The 16809-nt window shown below is 55.3% G+C and carries 16 protein-coding genes and 3 tRNA genes; 12 read left to right on the top strand and 7 right to left on the bottom strand.

The window, feature by feature from the left end:
- The first annotated feature begins 160 nt into the window (after nt 1–160).
- From ETA_RS04080 to ETA_RS04090, 3 genes are all read left to right on the top strand, one after another.
- A complete protein-coding gene (locus ETA_RS04080) occupies nt 161–1555 on the top strand; it encodes an MFS transporter (protein ID WP_012440347.1) in 1395 nt (464 codons plus the stop codon).
- An 81-nt stretch (nt 1556–1636) separates the two neighbouring features.
- Complete coding sequence (locus ETA_RS04085; RefSeq protein WP_012440348.1) at nt 1637–2650, top strand: LacI family DNA-binding transcriptional regulator; 1014 nt, start codon at nt 1637–1639, stop codon at nt 2648–2650.
- A 20-nt stretch (nt 2651–2670) separates the two neighbouring features.
- Nucleotides 2671–3657, top strand: a complete 987-nt coding sequence (locus ETA_RS04090; RefSeq protein WP_012440349.1) for a nucleoside hydrolase — start codon at nt 2671–2673, stop codon at nt 3655–3657.
- A gap of 50 nt (nt 3658–3707) precedes the next feature.
- On the opposite strand, the gene ETA_RS04095 is transcribed toward ETA_RS04090, so the two are convergent.
- Together ETA_RS04095 and ETA_RS04100 are read right to left on the bottom strand one after the other, a co-directional pair.
- Complete coding sequence (locus ETA_RS04095; protein WP_042958626.1) at nt 3708–5126, bottom strand: PepSY-associated TM helix domain-containing protein; 1419 nt, start codon at nt 5124–5126, stop codon at nt 3708–3710.
- A 62-nt stretch (nt 5127–5188) separates the two neighbouring features.
- The gene (locus ETA_RS04100; RefSeq protein WP_012440351.1) at nt 5189–5623 is read right to left on the bottom strand and encodes a DUF2946 domain-containing protein; all 435 of its coding nucleotides are present in this window, start codon (nt 5621–5623) and stop codon (nt 5189–5191) included.
- Between the two features lie 298 nt (nt 5624–5921).
- Here ETA_RS04100 and ETA_RS04105 point away from each other — a divergent pair, with 298 nt between their 5' ends.
- The gene (locus ETA_RS04105; protein WP_012440352.1) at nt 5922–7127 is read left to right on the top strand and encodes an MFS transporter; all 1206 of its coding nucleotides are present in this window, start codon (nt 5922–5924) and stop codon (nt 7125–7127) included.
- 137 nt (nt 7128–7264) lie between these two features.
- Here the strand turns inward: ETA_RS04105 and ETA_RS04110 are convergent, their stop codons facing one another.
- Nucleotides 7265–8362 (bottom strand): GGDEF domain-containing protein, encoded by a 1098-nt coding sequence (locus tag ETA_RS04110; protein WP_012440353.1) that lies wholly within the window; start codon nt 8360–8362, stop codon nt 7265–7267.
- Between the two features lie 245 nt (nt 8363–8607).
- Between ETA_RS04110 and ETA_RS04115 the strand changes: the two genes are divergently transcribed.
- Nucleotides 8608–8844 (top strand): DUF1435 domain-containing protein, encoded by a 237-nt coding sequence (locus tag ETA_RS04115; protein ID WP_049778741.1) that lies wholly within the window; start codon nt 8608–8610, stop codon nt 8842–8844.
- Between the two features lie 93 nt (nt 8845–8937).
- On the opposite strand, the gene ETA_RS04120 is transcribed toward ETA_RS04115, so the two are convergent.
- From ETA_RS04120 to rsmC, 4 genes are all read right to left on the bottom strand, one after another.
- Nucleotides 8938–9024 (bottom strand) — tRNA-Leu (locus ETA_RS04120).
- A 30-nt stretch (nt 9025–9054) separates the two neighbouring features.
- Nucleotides 9055–9141, bottom strand: a tRNA-Leu gene (locus tag ETA_RS04125).
- Nucleotides 9142–9174: 33 nt separating this feature from the next.
- A tRNA-Leu gene (locus ETA_RS04130) sits at nt 9175–9261 on the bottom strand.
- 173 nt (nt 9262–9434) lie between these two features.
- A complete protein-coding gene (rsmC, locus tag ETA_RS04135) occupies nt 9435–10463 on the bottom strand; it encodes a 16S rRNA (guanine(1207)-N(2))-methyltransferase RsmC (RefSeq protein WP_012440355.1) in 1029 nt (342 codons plus the stop codon).
- A gap of 175 nt (nt 10464–10638) precedes the next feature.
- Between rsmC and ETA_RS04140 the strand changes: the two genes are divergently transcribed.
- The 7 genes from ETA_RS04140 (at nt 10639) to ETA_RS04170 (ending at nt 16807) form a co-directional block, all read left to right on the top strand.
- Nucleotides 10639–11058 (top strand): DNA polymerase III subunit psi, encoded by a 420-nt coding sequence (locus ETA_RS04140; protein WP_012440356.1) that lies wholly within the window; start codon nt 10639–10641, stop codon nt 11056–11058.
- Nucleotides 11021–11461, top strand: a complete 441-nt coding sequence (gene rimI, locus ETA_RS04145; protein ID WP_012440357.1) for a ribosomal protein S18-alanine N-acetyltransferase — start codon at nt 11021–11023, stop codon at nt 11459–11461. Before ETA_RS04140 ends, rimI begins: the two co-directional genes overlap by 38 nt.
- A 14-nt stretch (nt 11462–11475) precedes the next feature.
- Complete coding sequence (gene yjjG / locus ETA_RS04150; RefSeq protein ID WP_012440358.1) at nt 11476–12156, top strand: pyrimidine 5'-nucleotidase; 681 nt, start codon at nt 11476–11478, stop codon at nt 12154–12156.
- Between the two features lie 991 nt (nt 12157–13147).
- Nucleotides 13148–13648, top strand: a complete 501-nt coding sequence (locus tag ETA_RS04155) for an SH3 domain-containing protein (RefSeq protein WP_042959253.1) — start codon at nt 13148–13150, stop codon at nt 13646–13648.
- Nucleotides 13649–13672: 24 nt separating this feature from the next.
- Nucleotides 13673–14185 carry a type VI secretion system lipoprotein TssJ gene (tssJ, locus tag ETA_RS04160; protein ID WP_042958632.1) on the top strand — a complete coding sequence of 171 codons (513 nt, stop codon included), beginning with the start codon at nt 13673–13675 and terminating at the stop codon, nt 14183–14185.
- Between the two features lie 19 nt (nt 14186–14204).
- Nucleotides 14205–15548, top strand: a complete 1344-nt coding sequence (gene tssK, locus ETA_RS04165) for a type VI secretion system baseplate subunit TssK (RefSeq protein WP_012440361.1) — start codon at nt 14205–14207, stop codon at nt 15546–15548.
- A 17-nt stretch (nt 15549–15565) separates the two neighbouring features.
- Nucleotides 15566–16807: a DotU family type VI secretion system protein gene (locus ETA_RS04170; RefSeq protein WP_012440362.1), complete on the top strand. Its 1242-nt coding sequence runs from the start codon at nt 15566–15568 to the stop codon at nt 16805–16807.
- Nucleotides 16808–16809: the final 2 nt, after the last annotated feature.

The following is a 16809-nucleotide window of genomic DNA, read 5'->3' on the forward strand; positions in this document are numbered from 1 at the left end:
TCGGCGTTAAGCAAATATAGCGTTCCAACACCAGGGAACTTTATAGCGATCCTCAGTTATAGCTTTTTAACGGCGCATCATCACTGGTGAGTTTTCCTCCGCGGAGGAGTGCGTACCAGGGAGGGTGCCAAACAGAGCTCCTCACCTCAGGGAATTTCTCATGTCTACACCTCAAAACGTTGCTCAGGATAGTGCTATACAGGCTGATTCTGCGGCCGATGAACGTTTAACGACTCGCGAAGGACGTAAAGATTTCTGGCGTGCCACCTTCTCATGCTGGCTTGGCACCGCGATGGAATATGCCGATTTTGCACTGTACGGACTGGCCGCCGGTATTATTTTTGGCGATGTCTTCTTCCCCGCGTCAACGCCTGCTATGGCGCTGCTTTCCACCTTTGCTACCTTCTCCGTGGGTTTTGTGGCCCGGCCGATTGGCGCTTTATTCTTCGGCTGGCTCGGTGACCGTAAGGGGCGCAAAGTGGTGATGGTCTCTACCATTATCCTGATGGGTGCCTCCACGACGCTTATCGGGCTCATCCCCAGCTATGCCTCAATTGGCCTGTGGGCTCCCGCCTGTTTAGTCCTGTTACGTTTTACCCAAGGTTTTGGTGCCGGGGCCGAACTCTCCGGGGGAACGGTAACGCTGGGCGAATATGCCCCGAAACAGCGGCGTGGCTTGGTTTCGTCGATCATTGCTCTTGGTTCTAACAGCGGTACGCTGCTGGCTTCCCTGGTGTGGCTGGCAGTGATTCAAATGGATCAGCAGTCTCTGTTAGAGTGGGGATGGCGTATTCCTTTCCTCTGTAGTTCCCTGATCGCGCTGGTCGCGTTGTGGATCCGCCGTAACCTGAAAGAAACCCCGGTATTTGAACGCAAAAAGGCCGAAATGGAAGCGCAGCGCGCGCGGATACGGGTTACTCAGCCTCCTGTGCAGGACACGCGTGGTTTTTGGCGCCGTAGCCGGGCCTTTCTGACGATGGTCGGTTTGCGTATTGGTGAGAATGGCCCGTCTTACATCGCCCAGGGTTTTATTATCGGCTACGTGGTCAAAATCCTGGCGGTGGACAAGTCGGTCGCAACCAGTGCGGTCATGATTGCCTCCCTGCTTGGCTTCCTGATCGTACCGCTGGCCGGCTGGCTTTCGGATCGTTTCGGTCGCCGTATTACCTATCGCTGGTTCTGTCTGCTGTTAATCCTTTATGCTTTCCCTGCCTTTATGCTGCTCGACTCGCGTGAGCCTGCCATTATTATCGCCACCATCGTGACGGGAATGGGGCTGGCATCGTTAGGGATCTTTGGCGTGCAGGCGGCGTGGGGGGTAGAAATGTTTGGTGTGCATCACCGCTACACGAAAATGGCCACGGCGAAAGAGGTCGGCTCTATCCTTTCCGGTGGAACGGCACCGCTGGTGGCGGCAGCACTTCTCTCGTGGACCGGGCACTGGTGGCCGATTGCCACCTATTTCGCGGTGATGGCCGCTATCGGTTTCCTGACCACATTCGTGGCGCCGGAAACGCGCGGGCGCGATCTTAACGCCGCGGAAGATGCGATATAACCACGCATTAATACGCCAGAAACTTTTGGGCCGGAGACTTTCTCTGGCCTTTATTATTTTGATATTAAAGGGAGACCCGTCGTGCCGAAACAGATTAATCAGCGCGCCACCCGAGCTGACGTAGCGAAGGAAGCGGGAACGTCGGTGGCGGTGGTCAGTTACGTTGTGAATAACGGACCACGCCCGGTAGCACTGGCAACGCGCGAAAGGGTGCTGGCTGCGATTAAGAAAACCGGCTACCGCCCCAACAACGTGGCGCGTGCCCTGGCTTCAGGAACGACCAAAACTTACGGGCTGGTCGTGCCAAACGTCAATAATGCCTTCATTGCTTCCCTTGCCCATGAACTGCAGCAGGAAGCGCTGGCGAACGACATGGTCATGTTGTTGGGTGATGCCGGCGACGATCGCAAACGCGAGCTGCAGCTGATCAACAATCTTTTGAGTCAGCAAATTAACGGGCTGATCTACATCAGCGTCGATCGTCATCCTTATATTGATGTTTTGCAGGCCAGCGGTACGCCATTCGTTATGCTCGACAGGGTTGATCCGTCTTTGCAGGTTAACGTTTTACGCGTGGATGAACGTGAAGCCGCGCGTCAGGTGACCTCACATTTACTGAGTCACGGCTATCAGGACGTCGGTATCATCTGCGGCCCGCTGGAAAGGCTCAATTCACAGGACAGGCTGCACGGGTGGCGCGAGGCGCTGGCAGAATATGGCGTTCATGAGCGTCCGGAATGGGTTTTTTCGACTCCTTACACTCGAGAGGGCGGTTACACTGCGGCAAAACGTATGTTAGAGAGCGGCACCCTTCCGCGGGCACTTTTTGCCACCAACGAGGCGCAGGCAATCGGCTGTATTCGCGCGTTGTACGAGCACGGTGTGCGGGTACCGGAGCAGATAGCGTTGGTGTGCTTCAATGGAACCGATCAATCTGCCTACCACCTGCCTTCACTGACTACCGTACGCCAGCCGGTGCGTGAGATGGCAAAGGCCGCCATCAAAATGTTGGTGAACTGGAAAGGAGAAACCACGCTGCGTGAGTTTTCTCATCAACTTGAAATTGGCGAGTCTTGCGGTTGCAGGCCGTCCTGATATTAAAAAGATAAAGATAAATGAAACGTTTAATTATTGATTGCGATCCGGGGAATGGTATTACGGGAGCCAACGTTGACGACGGGCTGGCTATCGCGCTGGCGCTGTCCGCGCCGGAGGTGTCACTTGAGCTTATCACCACCGTAGCGGGTAATACCCAAAGCGAGATCGGCTACAGTGTGGCAAAAGATTTGATCGAACGCTTAGGGCAGTCGGTGCCGGTGATTAAAGGTGCGGATGCCGCATTGAGTGAACCGAGTGCCCCGTGGCGAGCCTCGCTGGATTTGCGGGTGCACAGCCACCAGCTGGCACATTTATGGCAGGGAGTGCGTCAACCGCAGAGCTATTCACCCCCGCCAGTGGAAGCCGCCGATGCAATAGGGCAGCTTATTTGCGCTCATCCGGGGGAGATCACGCTGGTGGCCATTGGCCCACTGACCAACGTTGCCCTGGCGCTGGATCGCTATCCGCAGATGGCCGATGCGGTGCAGGAAATTGCCATTATGGGCGGTGTATTTGCGCTGGACGACTTTATCAAAGACACCAATTTTGGTATTGACCCGGAGGCGGCGCACAGGGTATTGACCAGCGGTGCGAATATCACGTTGGTGCCGATGGATGTCACCAGCCAAACGCTGATGACCCATCAGGATCTTAACCGCATTGAGCAGATAGATACGCCGCTGGCGCGCTTCGTTACCGAAACCCTGCGTCCGTGGATCGATTATTCCATACAAACCCGACGTCTGGCGGGTTGCTGGATACATGATGCGTTGGTGGTGGCCTGGTTACTGAATAAGCAGGTAGCAACTGCGGCAGACTACTTCGTTAATGTGGAGCTGCGGGAAGGGATGACGCGCGGTAAAGCATGGCGCTTTCGTCAACCGCTGCGGCTTGACGTCGGTATCGGCCAGCCGGAGGGCAGACCGGTGCAGGTGTTGAAAACGGTGGATAACTCACTGCTGCTGGCAATGCTGGAGCAAAGTCTGGCCCTGCCGTTGAGGTAGGTTATCCCCGTTGCCGGTCGTGCGGGCCTGTGATTGAGGCCCGCACCGTATCACTTCATAGACTGCCGCCAGCGCCAGCGATCGATAGCCAGTAGGATCAGCAGGCTGATGCCCATTAACGGTAAGCTCACCGCGACCAATATCGTCAATACCAGCAGCAGCAGCCGGGAGCCAGGCGCTAACAGCTGCCAGCAGCCGATCAGCGTATCCAGCGGAGAGATTTGTCCCTGCTGCGGCCGGCGCAGCCACCACATGCGATAGCCGAACGCGATCATCAGGCACAGTCCCAGACCAAACAGCGCCAGTACCAGCTGGTTAGCGACACCAAACAGCACCCCCATATGCGCATCGACTCCCCAGCGTGTCAGTTTGGCCAGCAGGCCGTACTGCGCAAACTTCACCTTATCGATAACCGTATTGTTGCGCGGGTCCACCGCTACGCTATCCACCTGAGTTGGCCAGCTGCGGTCCGTTTCGCTCACCGTCCAGGCTTTATCCGCACGGTAAGCCGGACGGATCTCCAGTTTCGCCGCATCAATGCCTGCGTCACGCGCCGCGCGCAGTACGGTATCAAAATTGAGCGGATTGACGGCAATCGACTTACCGCCGTGCATCATCCTGCTATGCCCATGATGCTCTGCATGCTCATCCATCGGCATATCCATCGCCATGGCAGGTTGCAATGAGGTATTCACCACCGGCGTCATCCAGCCAAAATGACTGCGCATCAGCGAGATATTATCCCCGGCCCAGCGTGACCAGGTTAACCCGGTTGCAGAGAAAAACACCAGTCCGAGCAGCAGCAGCAGCCCAAGCGTGCTGTGCCAATGACGAAAGCGGCCGAGGCGCTGGGCCCGGGTGGGCTGCTTATCGGACGTTATCCGGCGCACTCTGCGGCGGCTTGCCCACAGCACCGCACCACCCAGTGCGGCAACCCACAGCCAGCTGGCCGCCAGCTCACTGTAATGGCGGCCCACATCGCCCAGCAGCAAATTACGGTGCAGATAATCCAGCCAGGTGCGCAGAGGTAATATACCGCTGGTGCCGTATGCGGTTAACTCTCCGCGTACCTCAAGGGTTTTTGGATCGATAAACACCGCGCGAGTTTCCGAGGGGGCAAGATCGTCACGGTAAAACATCACGCGGGTGGTCTCACCCTGATGAGGGGCGGGGCGCACGGCGGCAATCTTCATATTGCTACCGATAAACTCGCCGGCACGCGCCACCTGGGCGGAAAGCGGCTGGTCAATGCCGGTTGACGTGGTAAAGAGCTGATGATGATAAAACGCGTTTTCCAGCTGTGGCGTCACGACATACAGGGTGCCGGTGAGTGCGGCAACGAAGATAAACGGGGCGATAAACAGCCCGATGTAGAAATGCAGACGACGTAGCAGCGACAGCAGGCTGCTTCGGGATGAGGTGGCGTGCGCAGACACGTGCGCGGGTTGCTGTGACATGAGCTCTTCCATCCGCCTGTTTAACAGGCATAAACAAGGTTCTGTGGGTTTTCCACAGGTCAATATGTAAGGAATTAACGTACCGGCAGGCAGCGGGGTGGGGCGCGCGGATGGAAGAAGTGGGGGGCCAAAAGGGAAATCACCCTCTGGCACGGCGGCACATCCGGCGCGGCTACCGCCTGCAATGATGACCACAGCAGCGGGGATGGAAACAGATCAAGGGGCAGATGCACCAGCAGCACACAGTATCCACAGGCGGCATCATCCATGATTGGCGAGGGTGTGTGTGTCGTGTTGCTGATGGCAACGTCTGCCCCGACCGGCGGTTGATGATCCGCCGGCATCGCCATATCCATCTCCATACCCTGATGCAGCATCATGCCGCTGCCGCCATGATGCTGCGCCAGTGATGTTGAAATCACCGGAGCAATAAACAGCAGTAGCATGGCCAGCAGGGCCGCGCATGCGGCAAAACGGCGATGAATGGCAGAGTATGGGATTAAAGACATCCTTTTTCAGCACCAGGAATAATCTGCAAGATTGTACTGGAATTTAGTGCCAGAGGTGAAAAGTAATACCGCCATACCTCTTTATTTTGGCTAAACGGCGTACCGTGGCGTGCCCCACAACCGTCAGCAGCGGCAGCAGGATGTTGGGCAATTTACGCAGATCCCTCCGGTAACACAATGTCGCTTACATTTACATTCTGACGCTAAGGCTGACAAAAGCACCGGGAGTGATTGAAAGATTACATGATATAAACAAATGGTTAACATATCTTTCCGCACTCAAACAGGACGCAGCCTCATGTTCAACTGGACATCCACCCAGCGCAATGTGGCGTTTGCCAGCTTTGCCAGCTGGGCGCTGGACGCATTTGACTTCTTTATTCTGGTTTTTGTGCTTAGTGATATAGCCGCTAACTTTAGCACCAGCGTTTCTGATGTCTCACTGGCGATAATGCTGACGCTGGCAGTGCGACCTGTCGGCGCACTGCTGTTTGGCCGCCTGGCGGAAAATTATGGCCGCAGGCCGATCCTGATGGTCAATATCATCACTTTTACCGTCTTTGAGCTGCTGTCAGCCTGGTCACCAACGCTGACATGGTTCCTGTTTTTCCGCGTGGTTTATGGCGTAGCGATGGGCGGCGTATGGGGCGTGGCTTCATCGCTGGCGATGGAAACCATTCCCTATCGTTCAAGGGGATTGATGTCAGGCATCTTTCAGGCGGGCTATCCCTGCGGTTATCTGCTGGCTTCAGTCATTTTTGGCCTGTGCTATTCGCTGGTGGGCTGGCGTGGGATGTTTCTGATTGGCGCACTACCGATCCTGCTGCTGCCGTTTATCTGGTTTAAAGTACCGGAATCACCAATATGGCTGGCGGCGCGCCAACGCAAAGAGAGCGTGGCGCTGCTGCCGGTGATCAAAAGCCACTGGAAGCTGTGTGCCTATCTGGTGCTGTTGATGGCATGCTTTAACTTCTTCAGCCACGGTACGCAGGACCTCTACCCGACCTTCCTCAAGGTGCAGCATGGGATGGAACCCCACATTATCAGCATGATAGCCGTCTGCTACAATATTGCGGCGATGCTGGGCGGGGTCTTCTTTGGCGTGCTGTCGGAGAAGATTGGGCGGAAAAAAGCCATTATGATCGCCGCTATTCTTGCGCTACCGGTATTGCCGCTATGGGCCTTCTCCAGTGGTTCCTGGGCTATCGGCATCGGCGCATTTCTGATGCAGTTTATGGTGCAGGGGGCATGGGGCGTCGTGCCGACTTATCTGAGCGAGCTGGTGCCGGCGAATACGCGTGCGGTGCTGCCGGGTTTTGTCTACCAGCTGGGAAACCTGATCGCTTCGGTCAATGCCACCCTGCAATCCGGCATAGCGGAAGCGCACGGTAATAATTACGGATTGGCGATGGCCATTGTTGCCGGAACGGTGGCGGTGCTTATCTGTCTGATTGTTGCCGTTGGCCGTGAAACGCGCGGTATTAACATGTCGAACCCACCTTGAGCAGGACGCAGAACGGGTCGCCCGGACAGCTCGCCGTAAATCATGATTTTAGGTGTCAATCAGTAAAATCGATAGCGGTCAGGTCACAATGTTTTTTGTTAAAAGAGCTGGCGTGAAGCGCCGTGCACAGGCGGTTTTTATACGATATCGGCAGGCTTGCCGGGCGCTCTTTTTGACGCATCATGGAGACTAAAAACGGTATTACGACCCTGGCTTTTCGCCAGATAGAGAGCCCGATCGGCATGAGCTAACGCCTTGTCAAAATCATTGGCAATTAGCGGCGCAACGCCAACGCTGATGGTGACGTGAGTCGCCACCTTGTCGTTAAATCTGTGGGGGATTTCAAGATCAAGTACGAACTGGCGAACACGCTCGGCCTGCTTCAAGGCAATGGCTTCATTCACGTTGGTCAGTATGACCAGAAATTCTTCTCCGCCATAGCGGGTAACAATATCCCGGGATCGCACCGCGTCGCGAATGGCCACCGATACGCGCGTCAGCGCCTGGTCGCCCATCGCGTGGCCGTAATTGTCGTTATAAGATTTGAAGTTGTCGATATCCAGCAGCAGGACATAGTGATTGCCGGTATGGTTATCGATGACATTTTCCAGCCGGTTCTGTAGCCCACGCCGGTTATACAGGCCGGTCAGAGGGTCAAGCATGCTCAGATCGCTGTAGGTTTCTTTCTCTTCATAAAGCTGTCTGACCAGGCGCCGGGTGAATTTATCTCGCTTGCGCAGCATCAGATGATGCAGGCTAAAACCCATCAGCGGCAGAATAATAATGAACAGGATGATAAGCGTACTCTGACCCCGATCCAGCGCCAGTACCACGACAGAGCCAGGCGCCGTGTGCAGCAAGAAGGGCAGCAGATAATCTCCCAGCGCAATCGCGCTGATAAAGAACACGCTGACCAGCGCCACCAAAAGATAACCGCTTTCGAGATGCAGCTCCTGCTGATAGCGCAGGGTGATATGCCATGCCCAAAGTAACCCGCTCAGTGCCGCAGCGATATTTAAGAGTGGGAATATGGCTACGGGCTTTAACAACATCCACGTCAGTAAGATGATACTGATGATGATAATGGCAATGGTCGGCGTGGTGACCGTCAGTGTGTCATGATGAATGACGCGGAGCACGCAAAAAATAGCCGTGGCGGTGTTAAGAAGAAGAAATAGCATCAACGATAGCCGGTGCTTGCTGCCCAGTAACTCATCGTAGCTTTGTACATTCATTATGTTTGCTCGTGACTGCCCTGAAATATCAAAGTGTTACTACCGTTAAGCCACCGTTCTCTATGCTGAATAGCCTAAGCTCATCACATTAGGATTTTTCTTATTTGTGATCTCGCTCAATCTATCATTTAAATACAGAGCTGTCATCCGCAAGCGTCGCACCCAATATTAGTTGCTGCAAAATGATAATGATTATCATATGATATTGGTAATCATTATCATTCATATTTGTAAGGGAACCTGTGATGTTGGGCAAAAGACTGGATAGTGGCTGGGGTGTACTGGTGCCCTGTGCAATGATGCCATTGCTGGCATTAATGGAGCTGTCATTCAGCGAATGGCGACTGCTGATGGTGGTGGCGTTTCTCGCAACGGTGATCATGTTGTTTCATAAGCGTTTGCGTCATTACCTGTTGCTACCGTCCTGCATTGCTCTGGCAGGCGGACTGGCGGCCATTTCAGTGAATTTTAACGGAGTATAATCACAAGGATACGGGGATGAGGAAAATCACGGAAAAATTAGCTGTCGGAGGGGTGTTGCGGTATCAAAAGCGGGCAATCAGAGGGATTCAACATGGTGCGAAGAGAGGGACTTGAACCCTCACGTCCGTTAAGACACTAACACCTGAAGCTAGCGCGTCTACCAATTCCGCCACCTTCGCGTCCTGTTGAACTTATTCATATCACCGCATTGGTGCGAAGAGAGGGACTTGAACCCTCACGTCCGTAAGAACACTAACACCTGAAGCTAGCGCGTCTACCAATTCCGCCACCTTCGCGCAGATGCTGCGTAATATGAATATCATGGTTTTTGGTGCGAAGAGAGGGACTTGAACCCTCACGTCCGTTAGGACACTAACACCTGAAGCTAGCGCGTCTACCAATTCCGCCACCTTCGCATACCCGCAACATAACAAGGTTATATCGCAACCACGGAGGCGCATTCTAGAGGTTTTCCCCGGTACGTCAACAGTTATTTCTTGAGGTTAAAGCAAACGCTGTAAAAAGCATCGGACAGGGGGGAACCTGAAAACAGGCAGGGCGGAAACGGTATCCGCCCTGAAACTGAGGGTTACTTTTTGGCCGCGCGGCTCTTGACGGCACGATAGACCTTAAAGCGCCCGTTTTGCAGCAGCACTTCATGGCTGCCGAAGGTCTCATCCAGCACCTGGGGGTAAGGCAGGAAGGCGTTAGCAACGATACGCAGCTCACCGCCGGTATTCAGATGGCTGACTGCGCCACGGATCAGCGTCTGCGCCGCATCCAGACTGGTTTGCACACCGTCATGGAACGGCGGATTAGAAATAATCATATCGAAGCGACCGCTGATATCGGAATAGACGTTGCTGGCAAACACGTCGCCTTCCAGCTGGTTGGCCGCCAGGGTGGCTTTGCTGGAGGCAATCGCCGCCGCGTTAACGTCGGTCAATGTCAGGCGTACTTTCGGTGAGAAGCTGGCCAGCATGGCGGAGAGCACGCCGGCACCGCAGCCGACATCCAGCACTTTGCCTTTCATATGCGGCTTGAGGGTGGACAGCAGCAGCTGGCTACCGATATCAAGACCATCACGACTGAACACCCCTGGTAATGTTTTGACGGTGAGTTCGCCCAGCGGATACTCATCCCAGAACGTGTCGGCATCAAAGGTGGGACGGCTGTCGAGACGGCCATGATAAAGACCACAGCGGCGCGCGCTGTCGATTTTTTCCAGCTTTGCCCAATCGGCGACCATCTGTTCAGCGCTACGCACGCCGCTGCGATTTTCGCCAACCACAAAAATATCGCTGCCGACAGGCAGCAGAGCCAGCAGGTTTTGCAGCTGATACTGTGCTTCTGGCTTGTTCTTTGGCCAGTAATAGACCAGGGTATCACAGTCAGCTAACGTCTCTGCGCTGGCAAAGAGACCATAATGGGCATTTTCCCCCAGTACACGACTGAGGATCTGCCAGTGATGATATTGTTGGGTGTGCACCCGACTCAGGGCGGTTTCCAGCTGGGCGGGCAGGTCATCCTGCAGATCGCCAGCAAACAGCACGCGGCGTTGAGTAAATTCATCACTGTGGCGCAGTATCACTTCACTGGCCGGGGTAAATGCGGACATCGATGGCTCCTTATAAATCAGAGCGGCGATTATAGTTGTTTGTTGGCGCATAATCATCGGCTTTGTTAGCATACGTCCGGCACACTTATAGCCGCATGTGCGCGCGCCGCCCTTCTGCAACGCCAGCTATTGCGGCTTAAGGCGGCGTAAACGGGCGATCGGACAGGAAAAAATGATGTCTCCCAGACGTGACTGGTTACTACAGCAAATGGGCATAACGCAGTATACGCTGCGGCGTCCGCGCGCCCTGCAGGGGGAGATCGCGGTCACGCTACCCGCTGAAACCCGGCTGGTGATTGTGGCGGACAATCCGCCCATGCTGCATGATCCGCTGGTGGCGGACGTCCTGCTCGCACTGAATCTGCGTCAACCGCAGGTGCAGGTTCTTACCCCAGACCAGCTGGCGATGCTGCCGGACGACGCCCGCTGTCACAGCTGGCGTTTAGGTCTGGATGCCCCGGTAACGTTAGCCGGAACCCAAATTGCTTCCCCCGTACTGGCGGAGCTTTATAATAATGCCGAGGCCAAACGGGCGCTCTGGCAGCAAATTTGCCACTATGAATCAGATTTCTTTACTCACTCCGCACGATCTTGACGCCGCGTTTGCCATTGAGCGGCGTAGCCACGCTTTTCCCTGGACAGAAAAGACCTTTGCCAGCAATCAGGGTGAACGCTATCTCAACCTCCGACTGACGGTTGACGGCGTGCTGGCCGCTTTCGCCATTACTCAGGTGGTACTGGACGAGGCGACGCTATTTAATCTGGCGGTCGATCCGACATTTCAGCGTCGCGGATTGGGCCGTGAGCTGCTACAACACCTGATCTGCGAGCTGACGCAGCGCAACGTCATGACCTTATGGCTGGAGGTGCGCGCTTCAAATCGTGCCGCCATCGCACTTTATGAGCAGCTGAATTTTAATGAGGTCTCTATTCGCCGTAACTATTATCCGACGACCAGCGGTAAAGAAGATGCGGTCATTATGGCGCTTACCATCTAACGGGGATCTGACCGATGCTTAAAAACTGGGACTGGATTTTATTTGACGCGGACGAGACGCTGTTTCACTTCGATGCGTTTGCGGGCTTACAGCGTCTGTTTCAGCGCTACGATATTTCATTTACGCGTGCCGACTATGATGACTATCAGGCGATCAACAAGCCGCTATGGGTTGACTATCAAAATGGTGCCATCAGCGCGTTGCAGTTACAGCACCAGCGCTTTGAGGGCTGGGCCGCGAAGCTTGATGTGACGCCACAGGATCTTAACGGCGGTTTTCTGAGGGCAATGGCTGAAATTTGCACGCCTCTGCCTGGGGCAGCGGAGCTGATCAACGCGTTACAGGGTAGGGTCAAAATCGGCATTATGACTAACGGCTTTACCGCGCTGCAGCAGGCACGGCTTGAACATACCGGTTTCTCCGGGCTCTTCGACCTGCTGGTGATATCCGAGCAGGTGGGATATGCCAAACCGCATCCGGCGATCTTTGATTATGCGCTCGGCCAGATGGCTAACCCGCCACGCGATCGGGTACTGATGGTAGGAGATAACCCTGATTCAGACATTCTCGGCGGCATCAATGCCGGAATGGCAACATGTTGGCTGAACAGCGATGGCCGCAGCAGGCCGCAGGGGATAAAACCAGACTGGGAGGTCACCTCCCTGACTGAATTGCAGGGGTTACTGGGCGCGTAAGCGCCTTTTTTTGTGCTGTAGAACCATTCATTAGGGAATCTTAACCTCTTTTTTTGGTTTTTTGTGCTAACAACAAATGATCTCTATGTTATTAATGCTAAAAATTTGTTTTATTGCACCTTATTTTAGCAATAGGTGCTTTCCCGCCATTTATCTCACCTCGCTCGATTTTTTCCACGTTACGGCATTCAAAGTTTTTTTAGAAAACTCCTGCCGTGCAAACGCGCTTCATTGATAGGTCAGGGCCGTCTAAAGGTGAAGTTTAGCTTATTGACATAGGATGAGTCCTAACTAATCTCAGACTTTATGTGTAATTTTCATGCAGTGCCTGCATAAGAATGTCTTAACAAACATCCCGCCCCAGCTCTTCGTTGAATTATTGTTTTTTCTCTGTAAAATTGCCGAAAAACTTACAATTCAGGATGAATGCTTTTGGTCATCGGGATGGCTAATGTCTATCTCGCGCGGTAGCTATGAACATTAATGTTTAACATCTCTTCCCGACTTCCTTGATATTACGCGCAGTACGTTGCATTTGGTCAATTCAGCCACTGCATGGCAAATGATAGTTTCGATAGCCATTGCCGCTGCTGTTCAGATGGCCCATTACAAAGTGCATCTAAAGGTTACCTTTCGTTACCGTACGGCGAGACCTGCGTGTCATGTGACAACCCACGTTTTGTGAGTAATTTTACGCTGAAAATTAATCATTCATAACGTTTCGCGCCACCCGATAAAATCGACACGCTGCCTGCAAACCATCATCTGTTCTGAAGTAAATTGTGGTCGTACACGGCGAGCGAAAGCGGCTGTCGCAGCCCGCAAAATAGTCAGTTCGCTATGGCGATAAATGCTGCCACTGCGCAAATTTACCGGGTCGTCATCCTTCTCTCTTTTCGGCCTGATTACCGTCTTTTTTCTGCTGTTGTACTTCGGGTGTGAGTCAACGCCCGTTACTCCGTTATTTTTGAGAAAACGTAAGAGGATTATGGTGAAAATTCGTATCGCATTAAGTCTGCTGTTTGTATTGAGCGTCGTTGGTTGTAAAGCCCCTGCACCGAAAATCACCGACGATACGGTGGTTTCCAGCACGGTTGACGGCGTCACGCTGAGCTATCGTCACGCGATCACGCCGCCGCAAAGCTTTACGCCGGTTGGCGAAGAGTATCGAGCGCTGTACGCGGCCTCGGTAATGAGTCGCCCGAATTTTGGCGGCAAGCTGGTACGCAATCTGGACAACGGTCAGACCTTTACCGTGCTGGGATCGGTTGAAAACAACTGGTTCGCCATTGCCGATGCGGGACAGGAGCAGTTGATTGGTTATGTACCGCTGCGTGCCGGTGTGAAAAGCGCCCTGTATGACCAAACGCTAAAAGCGGATCAGCGCCGCAAGCGTGTGCGTGCCCCGGCGAAGAAGAAGACCTGCGTTGCGGTAGACGGCGACAGCAAAGCCTGCCAGAACAACAACAACGGTACCTGGATCATTGACTGATAACGCGTTAATGGCAGCATGACTATGCACAAAATTTCGATTTCTCGCCTGGTAAACCAGGCGTTTTTACTGGCAGCCCTTATCCTGCTGGCAGGTTGTGTTTCAACTTCACGCAGCGTTCCCACCCAGTACAGCCTGGTCTTTCAGGCACATCCTCAGATCAACGATTCGGCCCCTCTGAAAGTACGGGTGCTGCTGCTGAAGTCAGACGCGGATTTTATGGCCGCCGATTTCTACTCGTTGCAAAATAATCCGCAGGGCGTGCTGGGGCAAAATCTGTTGAACAGCGAGCAGTTTTTCCTGATGCCGGGACAAACGGGTAAAAAGCTGCTTGGGCAGACCAGCCCGGAGGCGCGCTATATCGGCATTATGGCCGAATATCAGGCGCTTGATGGCAAAACGTGGCGGATCTCACTGCCGGTTCCTCTTCCCGCCGAACGCCGTTTTTATCAATTTTGGCAAGGGAATACGGATAATCTGCGCGCCGACATCATCGCCGACATCAACGGTGTCCGTGTGGTAAACCCCCGCGATTAGCGCGGACACAGGAGTCATCATGAGCAAAGCAGAAAAAGTAGTCTGGACCGAAGGAATGTTTCTGCGCCCGCATCATTTCCAGCAGAGCGAAAACTACCTGCAAAGCACGCTGCGTGACTGGGGGCAGGCACAGCGCCCCTGGCTATGGGGCCTGCATGATATTGAATTTGATGAGTCGATGCTGCGCCAGGGCAAAGTCGCGCTGCTCTCCGCCAGCGGCCTGCTGCCGGACGGCACGGCGTTTGCCTTCAGCAATGGGGACGATGCCCCAGCGCCGCTGTTGATCCCCGATAACCTCACCCAGGCCAAAGTGGTGCTGGCGCTGCCGGCGCGGCGCGGCGGGCGTGAAGAGGTGATCTTCAGTGAGTCTGGTGATTCGCTGGCGCGCTTTATCAGCTTCGAACGCGAAGTGGATGATTTTAACGCGATGGCGGTCGGCCCGGCGGCGGTCCAGTTTGGCCGTTTACGTCTGCGGCTGATGCTGGAAAGCGAACTGAGCGCCGAATGGACCGCTATCGGCGTGGCGCGCATCGCTGAAAAGCGCAATGACCATCAGTTACGCCTCGACGGCAGCTATATTCCACCGATGCTCAATGCCATCAATCAGTCACAGCTGATGGAATACATTGGCGATATCCACGGCCTGCTGGTGCAGCGCAGCCAGCAGATCGGTCAGCGCCTGCAGCAGCCGGGGCGCTTCAACACCGCTGATATGGTCGATTTTATGCTGCTGACGCTGATTAACCAGCAGCTGGGGCATATCAGCCATGTGAAAAGCCTACCGCTGATCCATCCTGAAACGCTATTCCACGGCTGGCTGACGTTTGCGGCTGAACTGACCAGCTGGATGCCATCGCGTACCCCGGACGGTGCACTACCCACTTACCAACACGATGACCTGGCGGGCTGCTTCAGCCAGCTGGTGCTGCTGCTGCGACAGGGCCTGTCGCAGGTGATGGAAGAGAACGCGCTACAGCTGCCGCTCACCGAGCGTTCTCACGGCCTGAACGTGGCTACGGTGCCTGAGTCCTCCATGGTGCGCGAGTTTGGCTTTGTGCTGGCGGTGCGGGCCAACGTGCCGGCCGAAGCGATACAAACCCACTTCCCGGCGCAGATGAAGGTGGCCCCGGTGACCAAAATCCGCGACCTGGTTCAGCTGCAGCTGCCCGGCATTATGCTGCGGGCCATGCCGGCCGCGCCGCCGCAGATCCCGTGGCACGCTGGCTACAACTATTTTCAGCTCGATAAGGGCAGCGAACTGTGGCAGGAAATGGAGAAATCCGGCACCTTCGCGCTGCACCTGGCCGGTGAGTTTCCGGGGCTGGAAATGGAGTTCTGGGCAATTCGCAGTCACGCAGTCTGAGCAGGGACTCAAGCACAATGAAACAGGAAAAACATTCTGATGCCGCCCAGGCGGGTATCGGCGCTGCCAACGGTCACAATCCACTGGTCGCCGCCGCCAACCCGCTGCTGAACGCCATTCCCCAGATCCGCCATTCGGTTTCCCATCCCGATCCGGCCGGACTGCGCCAGCGGCTGGTCGATGAGATCCGCCAGTTTGAAATGAACTGCCAGCGCGCCGGGCTGCCGTGGGAAGTGATTATCGGCGCGCGTTACTGCCTGTGTACCGCGCTGGATGAAGCGGCCGCGCTCACCCCGTGGGGCGGGCGCGGCGTCTGGCCCGGCAATGGGCTGCTGGTCACCTTTCATAACGAAACCTGGGGCGGGGAGAAATTTTTCCAGCTGCTGGCGCGCCTGTCGCAGACGCCGCGCGAACAAATTGCCCTGCTGGAGCTGATTAACTTCTGCCTGCAGCTGGGGTTTGAGGGACGTTACCGGGTGATGGATAACGGGCGTTCCCAGCTGGAAACCATCAGACAGCGCCTGCTACAGATGATCCGCTCGGTACGCGGTGGCTATGCGCCGCCGCTGTCGGTGCATCCGGAAGACCATCCGGTAACGCGTAAACTGTGGCGTCCGGTAGTACCGCTGTGGGCCTGCACCGCCGTGGTGGGCTTCCTCGCCTGCCTGCTCTATATCCTGCTCAACTGGCGGTTAGGTGACTACACCAGTCCGGTGCTGGCCTCGGTCTACCAGACCTCGTTACCGGAAGTGAGTATTCACAATCCGGCTCCGCCGCCGCCTGCCGCGGTTAATCTGAAAACCTTCCTGAAGCCCGAAATCGAACAGGGGCTGGTGGCGGTGCGCGACGAGGCTGACCGTAGCGTGGTGACGCTAAAAGGTGACGGCCTGTTTACCTCTGCTTCTACCGAAGTGCGCGGGCGCTACGCCGAGGTGCTGGACCGCGTTGCCGCCGCCATGAACAACGTCAGCGGCCGCATCCTGGTGGTCGGCTACAGCGATAACGTGCCGATCCGCAGCGCGCGCTTTGCCTCCAACTACGAGCTTTCCCTGGCGCGGGCGCAGTCGGTTTCCGGGCAGCTGCGGCAGCATCTGAGCCAGCCGCAGCGGGTGAAGGCGGAAGGACGCGGCGAAAGCAGTCCGCTTGCCCCGAACAATAGCGCTGAGAACCGCGCCCGCAACCGCCGTGTAGAAATCACGCTGCTGGTGTCACCGGGCAATACCCGGGTCGAGCTGAACGACATGGCGCAAGGAAACTAACC

The organism is Erwinia tasmaniensis Et1/99, assembly GCF_000026185.1.
Taxonomy (GTDB): Bacteria; Pseudomonadota; Gammaproteobacteria; order Enterobacterales; family Enterobacteriaceae; genus Erwinia; species Erwinia tasmaniensis.